Below are 16,383 nucleotides of genomic sequence, written 5' to 3'. Positions count from 1 at the left end.
ATTGCATTCAGTATCAAAAACCACTGGTTTATTTTTATCTTCGTTAAAAACTTAGTGTTGTGAGCATAAACCTTGATAAAATAGCATCTAGAGAAATCATACCAGGATACCATGGTAAACTTATACATACAAAAACGATGTCCCTTGTTTTTTGGGATGTTGAAAAAGATGCGGCCGTACCGGAGCATAATCATATACACGAACAGATTATGCATGTTATGGAAGGGAAATTCGAATTTACTCTGGATGGAGAAACAAAAATCTACCTTCCAGGAGCTATTGTACCTATTGCCGCAAATATTCCACATAGTGGAAAAGCACTGACCCCTTGTAAATTAATGGATGTGTTTAGTCCGGTTCGGGAGGAATATAAATAAACGTTAGACGTCGTTAGTAAAACATAATTGTATGAAAATCTCTTTAATAGGAAAAAAAGCACTTGTTGGCGGTGCTAGTGGCGGTATTGGTAAAGCAATTGCTATTCAACTGGCGGAAAGTGGCGCGAGTGTTACGCTTATGGCGAGAAATGAACAAAAGCTAAAAACTACTTTACAGAGCTTATCAATCTCGGAACGTCAATCCCATCGATATTTGGTGGTAGATTTTTCCGATTACAAAGGGTATAAAAAAATCATATCAGCTTATTTTGAATCTAATTCTGTTGATATTTTAGTAAACAACACCCAAGGTCCAGCTGCCGGAAATACACTTGAAAAACAAGTAAACGACTATCAAGTAGCTTTTGATTTACTTTTTAAAACGGTAGTTTTTACGACAGAATTGGCCTTACGGCATATGATGCAGAACCGATGGGGACGTATCATTAATGTTGCTTCTGTATCCGTAAAAGAACCTTTGTCTTACCTCGCCTTATCAAATTCGATTCGGGCAAGCTTGGTTACTTGGGCGAAGTCACTGGCTACGGATGTGGGAGACAAACAAATTACAGTAAACAATATTCTAACAGGTTACTTTGACACGGAACGTATCGCGCAGCTGAATGCAAAAAAAGCAGAACAATTAGGAGTTTCAGAAGATGAAGTGTTAGCTGATATGCAATCTAAGGTTCCTGTAAAACGAATTGGAGACCCAGAAGAATACGGATATTTAGTTACTTTTTTAGCTTCGGATAAGGCTGCTTATATTACTGGCACCCAAATTCCGATTGATGGGGGATTACTTAAATCTTTATAAGCACCCCGACTTGTCTTAGGGGAGGTGGCTTCATTCCAATAGGAATGCTCCCTTTGAGGACTAAGGTGCTTCAAAGGAGCTTTCCCTAGACCAAACCGCCCTTTCCCTCACTTTTCATTGTTTAGTGGTGCTTTTGGCTACATCTTTGTATGTAACTTTGAAATCACCTACGCTACTTGGCGCTAAACCATTCTTTATAAAGCGTATAGCCTAATATTTTGTGCAATGAAACATATTGTAATCCTTATAACTATACTCCTATTTTCTCAAATAGCACAATCTCAAAAAAATAATGAATCCTTTGAAGTACTTTGGCAGCAGGTCGAAAAACTCGAAAGGGATGCACTAACGAAGTCTACTTTAAAAGTGGTATCCTTCATTTCTAAAAAGGCCAAAAAAGAAAAGAATTCACCTCAAATCATAAAGGCACTGCTCTTCGCATCAAAGTATGCCATGACTTTGGAGGAAGATGCCCAACTGAACATCATAAAAGATTTTAAAAAAGAAATCGCATTCGCGGAATTTCCGATCAAAAATGTGCTAGAAGGTTATTTAGCGAATTTGTATTGGCAATTTTTTAAACAAAACAGATACCAGTTTTATAACCGGTCCAAAACGAACACCAAAGTAGATTCCGTTGATTTTAGAACTTGGGATTTGACTACGCTCTTTAAAGAAATAAGCCTTCATTTGGATGCTTCGCTCCAAAACGAGGTGGAATTAAAACAAACTCCTGTGGCCAAGTTTGATACCATCCTAAATAAACAAGAAGGTTCCGAAGAATACCGCCCTACCCTATTCGACCTATTAGCACAAAATGCACTTACATTTTACGCCACAAGCGAGAACAATAGTACAAGACCTGCTGATAAATTCGAAATTGATGATCCAGAATTTTTATGTGATGGATATGCATTTACCCAATTGCGTATATCTACTGCGGACGACACCTCCTTACAAGCCAAAGCACTGAGTATTTATCAAAAACTATTAACGCTGCATTTATCGTCGGAACAACCATACGCCTTTGCGGAAGTGGATTTACAACGACTACAATTTGTTTATCAAAACGCTGTTTTCGAAAATAAAGACCAGCAATATTTAGAAGCACTGCAGAATGCGGCATCCACTAGAAAAGGAAAGGCAGCGTCAAGTTTATACAACTATGAGATAACGGTGCTGCTGAGCCAACAAGGAAATTCATATCAGCCTAAAACCAATGAAGAATACCGATGGAAGAAAAAAGAAGCACTTGAATTATGCGAAAAAGTATTGAAAGAAAATCCGGATACTAGAGGTGCAGAAAAATGTAAAGCATTAAAATCCCAAATTCTTGCAAAGAGCTTACAATTAACTATGGAGCGTCATATTCCCATAAATAAAACGGCTAGGTTATTAGTCAATTATAAAAATTATGACAGTCTGCAGCTCAGTGCACGCTCCATCACACAAAAACAATGGAGCGCTTTTGAAGAGGAATATGATAAAGAAAAGCAACTCGTATTTATCCAAAAATTATCGGTTGCAAAATCATGGGAGGCATCCTTGAAAAATGAGAGTGATTACCAATCGCATGGTACCGAAATAGTCATGCCCCCGTTAGAAAATGGCTACTATATAATCTTAGCTAAACCAAAGGACAAAACAGACAAAACCTTTACCTACGCTCAAGTCCAAGCGACCAACCTAGCTTTAGTAGAAACCCAGACCGAAACCCATCAGGATTTTCAAGTAGTGGATAGAAATAACGGTAAACCTATTGTTGGTGCTAAACTGACTTTTCGCTATCGCCTGAATTATGATGGCAAACGATTAAGCAAAACCTTCGTTTCCAATAAAACAGGAACCGTTTCTATCAAAAGAGCTGAAAAAGAGTGGAGCGACCTCAGTATTACAATTAATCATGAAAAAGACATTGCTTTTTTCCGTGATTATTACATGTATCGCGGGTATGACCAAACAACTCCAGCAGTTCCTTATTCCTGTTTTCTATTTACGGACCGGAGCATATACAGACCGGGGCAACCTTTATATTTTAAGGGGATTGCTCTAAAACGGTCTAAAAAAAATTCTTCTCTTTTAGAGAACACGAAAGTTTCGGTTGAACTGAAAGATGTGAATGGTCAAGTGGTAAACACAGCTGATTTCACAACCAATGATTATGGTTCTTTTTCTGGGCAATTTATATTGCCCAACAACGGGCTCACGGGTCAATTTTCGATGCAAGTACATTCTGCAGTCTTTAATTTAAGCGGCTATGCCAGCTTTTCTGTGGAGGAATACAAACGGCCAAAATTCGAAACCTCTTTTAAACCAATTACGGAAAGTTATAAAGTAAACGATAGCGTAACTGTAAACGGAACCGCTACCGCTTACGTAGGAAGCAACATTACAGATGCTAAGGTCACCTATCGCGTAAAACGCTCCGTGTATTACCCAAGATGGTATTACTGGAGATACGCCTATGGAAATACAACACCTCAAGAAATCGCACATGGCGAAACCAAAACAGATGGTTCGGGCAGGTATTCCATAGCTTTCAAAGCAATTCCTGATAATAGCACGGTTAAAAAGAACTTACCCACTTTCAATTACGAGGTAACCGCAGATGTTACCGATATAAACGGAGAAACGCACAGTACTTCCACGTTTGTAACGGTCGGCTATCATACGTTAACAGCAAGTATGATGTTGGCGAACCCACTAGACAAAGATGAAAAACACCAAAAATTAACGATTTCAACAAACAACCTTAACGGACAATTCGTACCCGCAAAAGGAACCGTTAAAATATACAAATTAAAAGCTCCTAAAGCTGTTATAAGACCGCGAACATGGGCGGCTCCGGATTACGAAGGCCTTTCGAAACAAGAATTCAAGATGTTATTCCCACACGACGCTTTCACTAACGAACACGACGCGGCTACTTGGAAAAAAGGAGCACTTGTTTGGCAATCGAATTTTGACACCAGCACATCCAAGGAACTCTCTTTAGGAAACCTCAAGAAATGGATGTCCGGTAAATATATTCTTGAATTGGTGACCGAGGACAAATTTGGTAAGGAGGTCAAAGATGTCTTGGAAACCACAGTATTCAGCCATAATGACAAAAAACTAGCGGATAATCAATTATTTCAAATTAAAACAGACAAGAAAACCTATTTAGCAGGAGAAAAAGTCAAAGTAACAGTCTTTTCCAATGCCGAAGACATTAATGTTACCGTAACTATTGAAAAAGATAGAAAGGTAATCGATACCAAAATCATAAGCTTAAATAAAAATTCTGACAGCTTCATAATTCCTGTGACCAAGGAAGATTTAGGTGGGTTCGCGATTTCATATAGTTATTCTGTTTATAACTATTTTCATTCCGGTGCTTTGAACATTAAAGTACCCTACCCAAGTACCGATTTACAAATAGAGACGGTTACCTTTAGGGACAAATTACAACCTGGTACTGATGAAAGGTGGTCTTTTAAAATTAAAGGCCCTAAAGGTGATAAAGTAGCTGCTGAATTATTAGCAAGCATGTATGATGCCTCATTGGATACGTTCAGAGGACATTACTGGAGCTTCAGTCCTTTGGCAAAGCCTACTTATTATTCGAATAGACGAACAAATGCCTACCGTTGTTTTATGAATAGTTCTTTCAGTACATATCAGGATAACGAATCTTATGGTTATAGCAATCCGAGTTTTGATTCGTTCAATTGGTTTGGGCTTTATTTTGGTAATAAGGTTAGAATTCGTGGTTACGCAAGTGGAGTCTCCCAAAGGATGATGAAGAAGGCTGCTCCGGGTGCAGAAGCAGAGGTGAGTATGGAAGATATGGAACTTTCAGAAGTTCTAGAAGGAAGAGTTGATGGTTTGGCCATCAGCGAGGCTAATAGTGCTTTCGGAAACGAAGCAAAAGAAAATACTAAGAACGCTACTGAAGAAGTTCAAATCCGTAAAAACCTTCAGGAAACAGCTTTCTTCTTCCCACAATTACAAACCGATCAGGAAGGCAATGTATCCTTCAGTTTTACAACTCCAGAAGCCCTTACCAAATGGAATTTACAATTATTGGTGCATACCAAGAGTTTGGGGAGTTCGAACCGAACCCTACGAACCGTTACTCAAAAAGAGTTGATGATTATTCCGAATGCTCCTCGTTTTTTAAGAGAAGGCGATGAAATCGTTATCAGCACCAAAATCGCCAACCTAACGGAGAAGGCACTTTCAGGCATTGCTAAAATAGAATTGGTAGATGCGGTTTCTGGTTTAACTATTTCAAAAAAATTACTAATATCCTCCATAGGAGACCTTGCCGAGGTCGGCGTGAATAAAGCTGAAACTAATTTCAAAGTAGATTCCGTAGGCAACACCCAAGTATCATGGCGCCTAAAAATTCCTGCTGAAATTCAAGCTATTCAATATACAGTTACGGCAAAGGCTGGAGATGTTAGTGATGGAGAACAAAATGTATTACCCGTGCTTACCAATAGGATTTTGGTTACAGAAACGTTACCAATGTGGGTAAGAAGCAACCAAACCAAAACCTTCACTTTAGATAAGTTGAAAGCAACCAAGTCAACTACTTTAAAGCACCACAAGTTGACCCTGGAGATAACTTCGAATCCAGCTTGGTATGCCGTTCAGGCACTCCCCTATTTAATGGAATATCCGTATGAGTGCAACGAGCAAACTTTTTCTAAGTATTATGCGAATACCCTAGCAAGTTATATTGCCAATAGCAATCCAAGAATTGAAGACGTATTCAAACAATGGGCGAATTCAGATGCGCTGGTGAGTACCTTGGAAAAGAACCAAGAATTGAAATCGCTTTTGATTCAAGAAACGCCATGGTTACGAGATGCACAATCAGAAACCGAACAGAAAAAACGTATCGCCCTGCTGTTTAATTTGAACAAAATGAAAAGCGAGCAAGCCATTGCTTTGAACAAATTAAAACAAAACCAAAAAGGTTCGGGTGCATGGGCTTGGTTCAATGGTGGTCCAGATAGTCGTTTTGTAACACAACATATTATTGCAGGCTTGGGGCATTTAACCCAACTAAATGTCACATCAAACGCAGTCGAGACCCAACCCATTATTCACAACGCTATCCAATATCTAGATAAGGAATTTATCAAAGAGTACAACAACATGAAAAAGTACGCCTCAAATATCAACGACGATCATTTGAGCCAAACACAAATTCATTACTTATATATGCGTAGCTTTTTTAAGGAATTCAAAACTTCTAAAAAAGCGAATGACATCCAAGATTATTATAAAGTACAAACGGAGAAGTACTGGAAAAACAAAGGATTGTATTCCCAAGGGATGTTGGCCTTGATTATGCACCGAAGCGATGATTCTCAAACTTCAGAAAAGATACTGAGGGCATTGGAAGAGAATAGTATTACTTCTGAAAAATTAGGTATGTATTGGAAGAAAAACACAAGCTCATGGCATTGGTATCAGGCTCCAATTGAAACACAGGCTTTATTGATTGAAGCCTTTTCAGAAATCTACCCAAAGGATATTAAAACCATTGATAATCTTAAAACCTGGTTATTAAAAAACAAGCAGACCAACCAGTGGAAGACTACAAAAGCAACTACCGAAGCTGTTTACGCATTGCTCCTACAAGGTAGTGAGTGGTTATCCATTACCGATGCTGTTGATGTTTTGGTCGGAGAAGAAAAAATAACACCTTCCAAACTGGAAAATGTAAAAGTAGAGGCTGGAACAGGATATTACAAAACGGCATGGAATGGTACCGAAGTAAACCCAAAAATGGCTGAAGTACAAATTTCCAAGAAAGGAGAGGGCATTGCTTGGGGAGCGTTGTATTGGCAATACTTTGAGGATTTGGATAAGATTACAACGGCGGAAACGCCTTTAAAATTAAAGAAGAAATTATTCCTTAAAAAGAATACGGATACAGGTGAAGAGATTTCGGAAATCACTAGTAAGACAGACTTAAAGGTGGGAGACTTGATTCGCGTCCGTATTGAACTACGAGCCGATCGCCCAATGGAATTTGTGCACATGAAAGATATGCGTGCCGCTGGTTTTGAACCCATAAACGTCATCTCCGAATACAAATGGCAAGATGGCTTAGGCTATTACGAAGCTACCAAAGATGCGAGTACTAACTTCTTTTTTGATTACCTACCAAAGGGCGTTTTTGTATTCGAGTATGATGTACGTGTAAACAACGCAGGGGGTTTCAGCAACGGGATTACGACCATACAGAGCATGTATGCTCCAGAGTTTAATAGTCATTCAGCAGGGGTTCGGGTTAACGTTGGGGGATAGCGTTAGCTTTCTATGGTTGTAGGTTTAAAAACTAACTACTTTATTGATTAGAATTTAAAAATACGAATTAACAAAGCAATGAAACTCGTTTTAACTTTGTAGTTGATTTGGTTTTTGTTTGTGAACTTAAACCTGAACCTTGCGTTTCCACTTTAGACGCCATTCCCTCACTCAAACCCTTAGCACCCTCATTGGTGGTTTCATACTAAACGCTTCTATCCTAGTTTAGAGGTATAATATAAAACCAACATAATTATGAAAAATGCAATTCAAATTTCCGTGAAAGAACCTTGCTTACAAAAATTCGATACGTTTAGTAAAACGACAGAAGGCGGCTATTGTGGTTCCTGTGAAAAAGAGGTTATCGATTTCACCACTATGTCCCAAACGGAAATAATTTTCTATTTTAGTAAACCAAAGGGTACTACCTGTGGGCGTTTTAAGAATTCACAACGTAGTGTATACGAACCAAAAGTATTAAAAAATATGAACACAAACTTTGTATCAAAAGGAATAGCGCTTTTTAGGTTTTCACTATTAGCACTATGTACAACTCCAGAAGCTAGTGCGCAAATAGTTCCTGAACCAAATGCGCTTTTAAGTACGGGAGTGAGTATGGTTATGAGAAGAATAGCAGTTGCTACCCCATATCAAGAAACCTACATTATAAAAGGAACTATTTTGGACGGGGACAACCTGCCCTTAGCTGGTGTAAACGTAGTTTTAAAGTAGTCTGCCAGCGGTGTAGTAACTGACTTTGATGGTAAATTTGAATTTCCAAAAAAATTAGAAATTGACGACACCTTGGTTTTTAGTTATATCGGGTATGAGACCAAAGAGTATACAGTAGTCGCAAGTAAATCTGACATCATAGCTATTACTATCACTTTTGATGCTTCAGATATTTTCCTAATGGGCACAGTTGTGGTAGATGGTGTTTATGAATCTAAACTCAATATTTTTCAAAAATTCATATCCCTATTCAAATACTGAAATGGACTACAACCCTATTTCTTTACATCAGCTGTTTTTCTTTCGGACAGCGTTCTGATTTTAAGGGTATCAACTTTAAAAAATCAGACAGTATTGCTAAGGTATACGCCAACGAAAGCTTGGAGAATTTACCTGTACTGACCTATAAACTAACCACACATCTATCTACAGATGTAGAGAAATTCAGAGCTATTTACACCTGGGTCAGTACAACTATTGAAAATGATTATGCCTCCTATTTGAAGACGCATAAAAAGCGTAAAAAATATGCTGATAATCAAGAAGCTTTGCGCGATTGGAACAACAGCTTTACACCTAAAGTATTTGAAAACCTTCTCAAACACAAGAAAACCGCCTGTACCGGCTACGCTTATTTAATTCGAGAATTGGCCAACTTAGCTGATATTAATTGTAAAATTTTAGACGGCTATGGAAGAACAGCTACCCTAATCTTAACTAAAAATAGCATTCCCAATCATTCTTGGAACGCAGTTGAATTGGACAACAAATGGTATCTATGTGACGCTACCTGGTCTGCAGAACGCATTTTAATAACTGAGAAAGGTCCGAAATTTCAGGCCGCCTTTTTTGATGGTTATTTTTTGGCAGAACCAGAACTTTTCGCCAAGAACCATTACCCCTTAGAAACTAAATGGACGCTGATGGATACTCCACCTTCTTTTGAACAATTTCTTCTGGGGCCGGTGATTTACAAAGAAGCCTTTTCTTTTTCTGTATGACCACAATCACCACAGAAAATGCACATACGTATATTAAAAAATAAAGCTATTCCTTTTCAACTACATGTTCAGAATAAACTTGAAAATAAGAATCTAAGTATTATTCTAAACAGAGGTAGTGTTCATAACAAAGTAGCACCAAAAGTAACTCAACAACAAAACACATATGTTCTAGAACACACTTTTAATACCCCTGGCAGATATGATGCTCATATAACTGTAGCTGATACAATTATTGCCACTTATGTTGTTCGCGTAAAACGAAAGTAAATAACCTCTATTTCATTTCTGCTCCAATTTTAAACTAAATGTTTGATTTTTAGTTACTTTCAATCCATTACCAACAAAACCAACTATTATGAATTCAAAAGGTTTTATGGTTCTAAGGATTCTCCTTGGACTTTATGTTATTGTTTTCAGCTTCAATAAGTTTTTTGATTTTATTCCTTTTGGAGATTCACCTGAAGTATTCGAAAATTGCATGGTTACTTTGGAAAATGCTAAAGTAATGTACGCAGTAGGCACTGTAGAAATCGCAACTAGCATTGCTATGATTTTTAACAAATACGGGGCTCTTATGGCCTTACTATTAATGAGCGTATCTATTAACGCTTTCATAGCTCATGCAGCTTTTATACCAGGTGCTATTGCTGGCGCAGTTATTCTTTTACTGCTAAATATTGCTGTGCTTTTTGAATACAAGGACAAATACAGCCGCTTACTTATTAGTTAAGTTATAAGTAATAAAAAAGAGCTTGTTCAAAAAAATATTTTAAACAAGCTCCTTAATCAAAAACTGAATTTACTACCAGATTTGCACTCTTTTTTCCGGGACTAAATACATTTTATCCCCTTCTACAATACCAAAAGCATCATAGAATGCTTGAACATTTAATAAGGGTTGTGTAGCTCTTACCATACCTGGAGAATGAGGATCTGTTTTAATTTGCGTTCTCAGGGCTTCATCTCTACTTTTAACCCTAAAAGCTGTAGCCCATGACATAAAAAACCTTTGTTCTGGAGTAAACCCGTCTATATTTTCTGGTCGCCCGTTTTCTTCATAATATTTTTGAAGACCGTCATAGGCACCTAAGACTCCCCCTAGGTCACCAATATTTTCACCTAGTGTAAATTTTCCGTTTACATATACATCGGTTAGTACAGAAACGCTATCATACTGCAGGGCTAAAGCATCACCTCTTTCTGTAAATGCTTTTAAATCATCTTCTGTCCACCAATTATTAAGATTTCCCTCTGCATCAAAACGTGCGCCACTGTCATCAAAAGCATGAGAAATTTCATGTCCAATAACAGCTCCTATGCCTCCATAATTTACTGCCTCATCTGCAGTATAATTATAAAAAGGAGGTTGTAAAATAGCAGCAGGGAAAACAATCTCATTATTTTGCGCATTGAAATACGCGTTTACTGTTTGAGGTGACATACCCCATTCAGTTTTATCTACAGGCTCACCTATTTCTGAATAATTCTTTAATTGATCCCACTTGCCTACAGCGGTCATATTTTCAAAATACGTTTTATCACTAGAAACATTCATTGAAGAATAATCTTCCCATTTATCTGGATAGGCAATTTTAACCGTGAACTTATCTAGCTTTTCGATGGCCTTCTTTTTGGTGTCCTCTCCCATCCAGTCTAACTTAGCAATTCGTTCCTTATAAGCCTCAATAATATTGGCTATCATTTTTTCTGCCTTTGCCTTTGCTTCGGGTGGAAATTTAGCATCTACATATAATTGCCCTAAAGCTTCACCAACAGCGCCATTTACGGTTCCTAATGCACGTTCATTTGCCGGACGCTGTTCTTTTGCTCCTCGAAGGTATTTACTGTAAAACTCCCAATTAGCGGTTTCAATATCTGTAGATAGTTTACGCGCCGCGCTATTAAAGGTATCCCATCTCACTAAAGTCTTTACATCTTCAATCGAAGTTTCTTTCAAAAAAGTATCTAAAGCCTCTGTAAATCTTAATTGTGTTACTAAAAGTGTATCAAACTTTTTAGTGATACCCAAATCAGAAATAAATTTTTCCATATCCATAGTAGACATTATTGCGTCCACTTGTGCAATAGATCTTGGGTTGTTATAATTTCTAGCATCTCTACGTTCTACCTTATTCAATTTAGGCTCAGCAAGCTGAGTTTCCATTACCAAGATACGATTGGCAGCTTTAAGCGCTTCCTCTTCAGTATCACCCAATTTTTGCAACATTTTAGAAATATGTTTTTTATACTCTTCTCGTATTTCTATAGACTTTTCATCCTGATCTAAGTAAAAATCACGGTCTGGCAGCCCCAATCCATTAGCCCCCATATATACAACATTCATGCTGCTATTATTTAAATCTGCACCAGCTCCAATATTTAAAAATGGAGATGAAACTGCCGGATTTTTAGCTAAAATTGTTTGTAAGTCATTTAAGTTTTTAACAGCAGAAATGGCTGCTAAAACAGGTTTTATCGGCGTTATACCGGCCATATTTCTTGCTGCACTATCCAATTTCGTATCAAATATAGCTAGGGCTTTAGCCTGATCTGTATCTGGCGCATAATTACCACTTTCTTTTGCAATTGCTAATATTTTCAACACATCATCATCAGTAGTCTTACGCAATACGCTGAAGCCTCCCCAGCTGGTTCTATCATCTGGTATTTCTGTGATCTTCATCCAATTACCATTCACATAATTGTAAAAGTCTGCTTTAGGACTGATGGTAGTATCCATGTTTGCCAACACGATACCCGGTATTTTCTCTATTTCTGGCGTAGCTTTGGGTTGTTCTTTACAAGATGCCAAAACAACTAAACTAGTTGCTAAAAAATAAATTGCTTTCATTTTTTAATTTAAGTTAATTATCAATTTTAAGATATGACGATTTTTCTCTTTTTAGTACAAAACTTTAGACGTTTAAACACTACAAACTAATTCCACTCTAAATGTATGTTTTATAATTTTATAAACGAATCAAGTTCAAAATAAAAATCCTGCTTTTTGATTATGGTGTAAAACTACAAGAGAACTCTTGGGTGGCAAGGTGAAATATGACGGCGAGCAGAGAGTGGTTGGCGAACGGCAAATAACTCATAGTTAATTATAAAACATTAATAATAACGAATTTCATTGTAGTATCCGTAAAATAGAATGCTTTAGGTGAATTTAAAAACTGGAATTAAACTGTTATTGCTAGCATTAAAAACAAACTAGATGGACTTAAGGATGCAGCTACACTCAAAATAAGAAGAAATATTATTTTCGTTACTTGGGTGGATATTTCTCAAATATTTTTGTAATCAACTCCTTCATTTTCTGCTGCTTTACCATTGGGGTATCACCCTCCTTAAATGGGCTTTCGCTTAGAGCTTGCCATAGCAATACATCTCTTTTGACATCTACAAAGTCTATAGTTAGTTCCCGCAACAGTTTTGGACCTCCTACAGGAAGGCCAACAGCTATTCCACCACCACCACCGCCAAGACCTACGCCAACGGAGTTACCCGATTGACCTCTGAGAATAGCGCTTTGTACGTTTACGAACATATCCGGTTCCTCAGAAAACAAAAACCCCTTAGATTGTAAGGTAGCGTCCATAGCATTCATAAGCCTTTTTTCGTCTAACTGGCTAAGACCTGTGTCCATATCCGAATAATAGCCAAAGGTAGAATAGGCCGAAAAATCAACAGCTTCATCATAATCATAATGTACCCTAGTCGCTCCACAGGAGGCAATAATCAGTATTAAAAATATAAAGCCAATGTATTTCATACTAAAGATTTAAACCCAAGTTACATAAAAATCAATCTTCCTCTTTACTGTCTACCGATTTTGTAAGCGCAGAGGATATGATTCCGGTAGGGATAGCGACAATTCCAAGACCAATCATCAATATGAAAAATGTAAATACTTTACCCCCTACGGTGATGGGATACACATCTCCGTATCCTACTGTAGTCAAGGTAATAATAGCCCACCAAAGACTATCAAAAATAGAAGAAAAATGATTGGGTTGCGCTGTATTTTCAAAGTAATAAATACCTACGGCAGAAAAATAAATAAGTATTAGCGTAACGAACAGGAATAATAAAATCTCCTCCTTCGCCCTATTAATGGCCCTAGAAAAGTGGGCTAAGGCACGGTTATACCGCATGAGCTTAAAAATACGAAACAAACGCAAAAATCGTAAGGCACGTAAGGATCTTAAATCTACGCCCAAGGCCAAATAAAAAGGAAGTATTGCTAAGAAATCTATAATCCCGAAAAAACTGAAAATAAATTTTCTTTTGTTATTCGAGCAATAAATGCGTAAGATATACTCGAGCGTAAAAACCACAACACAAAAGATTTCAATTATCCGAAGTAGTTTTCTTGTATTTGGTTCTAAATCCGGGACGGTCTCATAAGAAAATGAAATAATAGACACCAAAATTAAGCCTTGAATCACATAAGCGAAGATTCGGCTCTTGGGGTTATCGTTCAGCTCAACAATACTTTTCAAATACTGCCTCATAGTATCATGTTATTTCAACACTTAGGTGCTAAGCATATTCCAAAGTCTATCTTTCAGCTCTAATATACCCATCTGAGCTACAGAAGAAATAAACATAAAAGGCACGTTATCTAACTCGACCTCTAGCTCTGTGCGCATCTCATCCATTAACTCATCATCTAGCATATCGCTTTTAGAAATGGCTATGAGTCGTTCCTTATCCAACAGTTCAGGATTATACCTTCTTAGCTCGTCTAAGAGAATCTCATATTCTTTGCTAATGTCCTTACTATCTGCAGGAATTAAAAACAACAAGGTGGAGTTACGTTCTATGTGTCTTAAAAAATAATGCCCTAACCCTCTTCCTTCTGCTGCACCTTCTATGATACCAGGAATATCTGCCATCACAAAGCTCTTAAAATCCCTGTATTCTACAATACCAAGATTGGGTTTTAGCGTCGTAAATTCATAATCTGCAATTTTCGGCTTTGCGGAAGTTATTACGGAAAGCAAGGTAGATTTACCTGCATTTGGAAAACCTACAAGACCCACATCTGCCAATACTTTAAGTTCAAAAATAAAATCCTTTTCCAGACCGTCTACGCCGGGTTGGGCATATCTTGGCGTCTGATTGGTAGATGACCTAAAGTGCCAGTTACCACGACCACCCATACCACCTTCAAGAAGTATTTTCTCTTCTCCATGCTCCGTTATTTCCACTACAATCTCTTGGGTTTCCCCATCTTTAACAATGGTACCTAATGGAACATCTAGATAAACATCTTCGCCATCTGCACCAGAACTTCTATTCTTACTCCCGTGGCCTCCGTGGCCAGACTTAAAGTGCTTTTTAAACTTAAAATTAATTAGGGTCCAAAGATTTTGATTACCTCTTAGAATAATATGTCCCCCACGACCTCCATCGCCACCATCAGGGCCTCCTTTGGTTATGAATTTTTCCCTGTGTAAATGCACCGAACCTTTACCTCCTTTTCCAGAGTTTAAAAACACCTTTACATAGTCTACAAAATTACCTTCGGTCATGAAGTTCGCTTTAGTTTGTTGGCAGAATGCCGTAATAATTGGTGCAAAAATACAGAAAACACAAGGGTAAATAGGTATCTATCCTCGAATAAGCGCATTAGTAGTTTTGAGGTAGGGAATCGTCTAGATAAAATACGTAAATCAAATAGCCAATAGACACCAAAATGAAGACAAGCAATACAAAACCACCCACGGTCAAACATCCTCTTAAAGCAACTTTTGGGCCTATTACTTCTTCTCGCATTTTTTCAAGGTTTTACGCTTTCAATTCTAAATCTGAATAAATCAATAGCGTGTAAATCATAACACAACTATTTGCAATCTTCTATTTTATGATGTAGGCAAGCGTAATTGTTGCTTGAACAGAAATCATACGTTCTAAATACAGATTTCACAAAATGATTATAGTTCTTCTATTACCTTTCCCAATCGCATCGTAATTTCATCGATAGCTCCTATTCCATTTACACTGTGAAACTTGCCCTGTTCCTCATAAAAATCCTTCAATGGTGCAGTCTTCTGATTGTACTCATCAAAACGATTACGAATCTTATCCTCATCCTGATCATCTGCTCTACCACTTACCTTTCCTCTTTCTAAAAGACGTTGAATCAGAATTTCATCATTGGCTTCTAATGCAATGGTCGCGTCTATTTTCATTCCCTTTGTTGTAAGAAACGTATCTAAAGCCTTGGCTTGAGCCGTTGTTCTGGGGAAGCCATCAAAAATGAATCCGCTTGCATCAGGATTCTTCTCTACATCATCTTGTAACATTTTAATTGTGACCTCATCAGGTACCAAATCACCTTTATTTATATACGACTTGGCTAGTTGTCCCAATTCCGTATTATTCTTCATATTGTAACGAAATAAATCTCCTGTAGAAATATGTTTCAAATTATATTTTTCTTTCAAAAATTCCGCTTGTGTACCTTTTCCGGCACCGGGTTTTCCGAATAATACAAGGTTAATCATATGCTTTTGGTTTAATTGGTATACTTCCTTTAAATTTCTGCCCAGTTCGTTATAATCTAAACCGTAACCGACGATAAATCGGTCTGGTATTTTAAGTCCAAAATAATCTATGGCATATTCTCCATTATAGACTTCTGATTTATAGAAAAGGCTAGCTATCTTAAATTCCTTTACATTGGTATTCGAAAATAAATGCACCAGTTCCTTTAATGTGCGACCTGTGTCTATTATATCCTCGAGGATAATTACGCTACGACCTCCTATATTATCCGGCAAATCTAAAAGTGTTTCCACAATACCAGTGGAGGTTAACCCATGGTAAGAACTTAATTTCACAAACGATACTTCGCACGGATACTGGTAGGCTTTTAAAAAATCAGCTACAAACATAAAAGAGCCGTTAAGCACACCTACAAAAATGGGTGTTTGGTCTTTGTAATCCAAAGCAACAGCATCGGCAATGCGCTTTACTGCTTGCTGTATTTCCTTTTCACTAATGAAAGGTTTGAAAAATTTATCGTGTAACTGTATCAATTTTAAGCCTGTATTTAAGTTGGCAAATATAGCATTTTGACCCGTGTTTTTAGACAGTAGCGAAACGGATTCTGAGATTTAACCGTATTTTT

Annotated in this window: 13 protein-coding genes and 1 pseudogene; 8 read left to right on the top strand and 6 right to left on the bottom strand. The window is 37.5% G+C overall.

The window, feature by feature from the left end; translation table 11 throughout:
* Window positions 1-65: 65 nt before the first annotated feature.
* The 8 genes and pseudogenes from Q360_RS0118070 (at window position 66) to Q360_RS0118035 (ending at window position 9,969) form a co-directional block, all read left to right on the top strand.
* On the top strand, window positions 66-377 hold the full coding sequence (locus Q360_RS0118070) for a cupin domain-containing protein (protein ID WP_394331965.1): 312 nt from the start codon (window positions 66-68) through the stop codon (window positions 375-377).
* Between the two features lie 31 nt (window positions 378-408).
* Entirely contained in the window at window positions 409-1,194 is a 786-nt protein-coding gene (locus Q360_RS0118065; protein ID WP_027078328.1) for an SDR family oxidoreductase, read from the top strand.
* Window positions 1,195-1,419: 225 nt separating this feature from the next.
* Window positions 1,420-7,503, top strand: coding sequence for an alpha-2-macroglobulin family protein (locus Q360_RS0118060; RefSeq protein WP_027078327.1), 6,084 nt, complete (start codon window positions 1,420-1,422; stop codon window positions 7,501-7,503).
* Window positions 7,504-7,758: 255 nt separating this feature from the next.
* Window positions 7,759-8,235 (top strand): hypothetical protein, encoded by a 477-nt coding sequence (locus Q360_RS0118055; RefSeq protein WP_027078326.1) that lies wholly within the window; start codon window positions 7,759-7,761, stop codon window positions 8,233-8,235.
* A gap of 18 nt (window positions 8,236-8,253) precedes the next feature.
* A pseudogene (locus Q360_RS0118050) lies at window positions 8,254-8,496 on the top strand (carboxypeptidase-like regulatory domain-containing protein); the annotation flags it as partial.
* Window positions 8,497-8,615: 119 nt separating this feature from the next.
* Window positions 8,616-9,236 carry a transglutaminase domain-containing protein gene (locus Q360_RS0118045; protein WP_027078324.1) on the top strand — a complete coding sequence of 207 codons (621 nt, stop codon included), beginning with the start codon at window positions 8,616-8,618 and terminating at the stop codon, window positions 9,234-9,236.
* Window positions 9,237-9,254: 18 nt separating this feature from the next.
* Window positions 9,255-9,506, top strand: a complete 252-nt coding sequence (locus Q360_RS0118040; RefSeq protein ID WP_027078323.1) for a hypothetical protein — start codon at window positions 9,255-9,257, stop codon at window positions 9,504-9,506.
* 88 nt (window positions 9,507-9,594) lie between these two features.
* Window positions 9,595-9,969 carry a DoxX family membrane protein gene (locus Q360_RS0118035; protein ID WP_027078322.1) on the top strand — a complete coding sequence of 125 codons (375 nt, stop codon included), beginning with the start codon at window positions 9,595-9,597 and terminating at the stop codon, window positions 9,967-9,969.
* A gap of 72 nt (window positions 9,970-10,041) precedes the next feature.
* Here the strand turns inward: Q360_RS0118035 and Q360_RS0118030 are convergent, their stop codons facing one another.
* From Q360_RS0118030 to Q360_RS25440, 6 genes are all read right to left on the bottom strand, one after another.
* A complete protein-coding gene (locus tag Q360_RS0118030; RefSeq protein ID WP_027078321.1) occupies window positions 10,042-12,090 on the bottom strand; it encodes a M13 family metallopeptidase in 2,049 nt (682 codons plus the stop codon).
* Between the two features lie 420 nt (window positions 12,091-12,510).
* Entirely contained in the window at window positions 12,511-13,017 is a 507-nt protein-coding gene (locus Q360_RS0118025; RefSeq protein ID WP_027078320.1) for a DUF4136 domain-containing protein, read from the bottom strand.
* A gap of 31 nt (window positions 13,018-13,048) precedes the next feature.
* Entirely contained in the window at window positions 13,049-13,759 is a 711-nt protein-coding gene (locus tag Q360_RS0118020; RefSeq protein WP_027078319.1) for an ion transporter, read from the bottom strand.
* A 21-nt stretch (window positions 13,760-13,780) separates the two neighbouring features.
* Window positions 13,781-14,782 (bottom strand): GTPase ObgE, encoded by a 1,002-nt coding sequence (gene obgE, locus Q360_RS0118015; RefSeq protein ID WP_027078318.1) that lies wholly within the window; start codon window positions 14,780-14,782, stop codon window positions 13,781-13,783.
* A gap of 97 nt (window positions 14,783-14,879) precedes the next feature.
* Window positions 14,880-15,026 (bottom strand): hypothetical protein, encoded by a 147-nt coding sequence (locus Q360_RS25945; RefSeq protein WP_156950165.1) that lies wholly within the window; start codon window positions 15,024-15,026, stop codon window positions 14,880-14,882.
* A 158-nt stretch (window positions 15,027-15,184) separates the two neighbouring features.
* Entirely contained in the window at window positions 15,185-16,291 is a 1,107-nt protein-coding gene (locus Q360_RS25440; RefSeq protein WP_084273500.1) for an adenylate kinase, read from the bottom strand.
* Between the last annotated feature and the right edge of the window lie 92 nt (window positions 16,292-16,383).

Origin of the sequence: Maribacter antarcticus DSM 21422 (assembly GCF_000621125.1) — a bacterium.
GTDB lineage: Bacteria > Bacteroidota > Bacteroidia > Flavobacteriales > Flavobacteriaceae > Maribacter > Maribacter antarcticus.
Note: the sequence above shows the minus strand (reverse complement) of the source record. Positions and strands in the feature narration are given on the sequence as shown.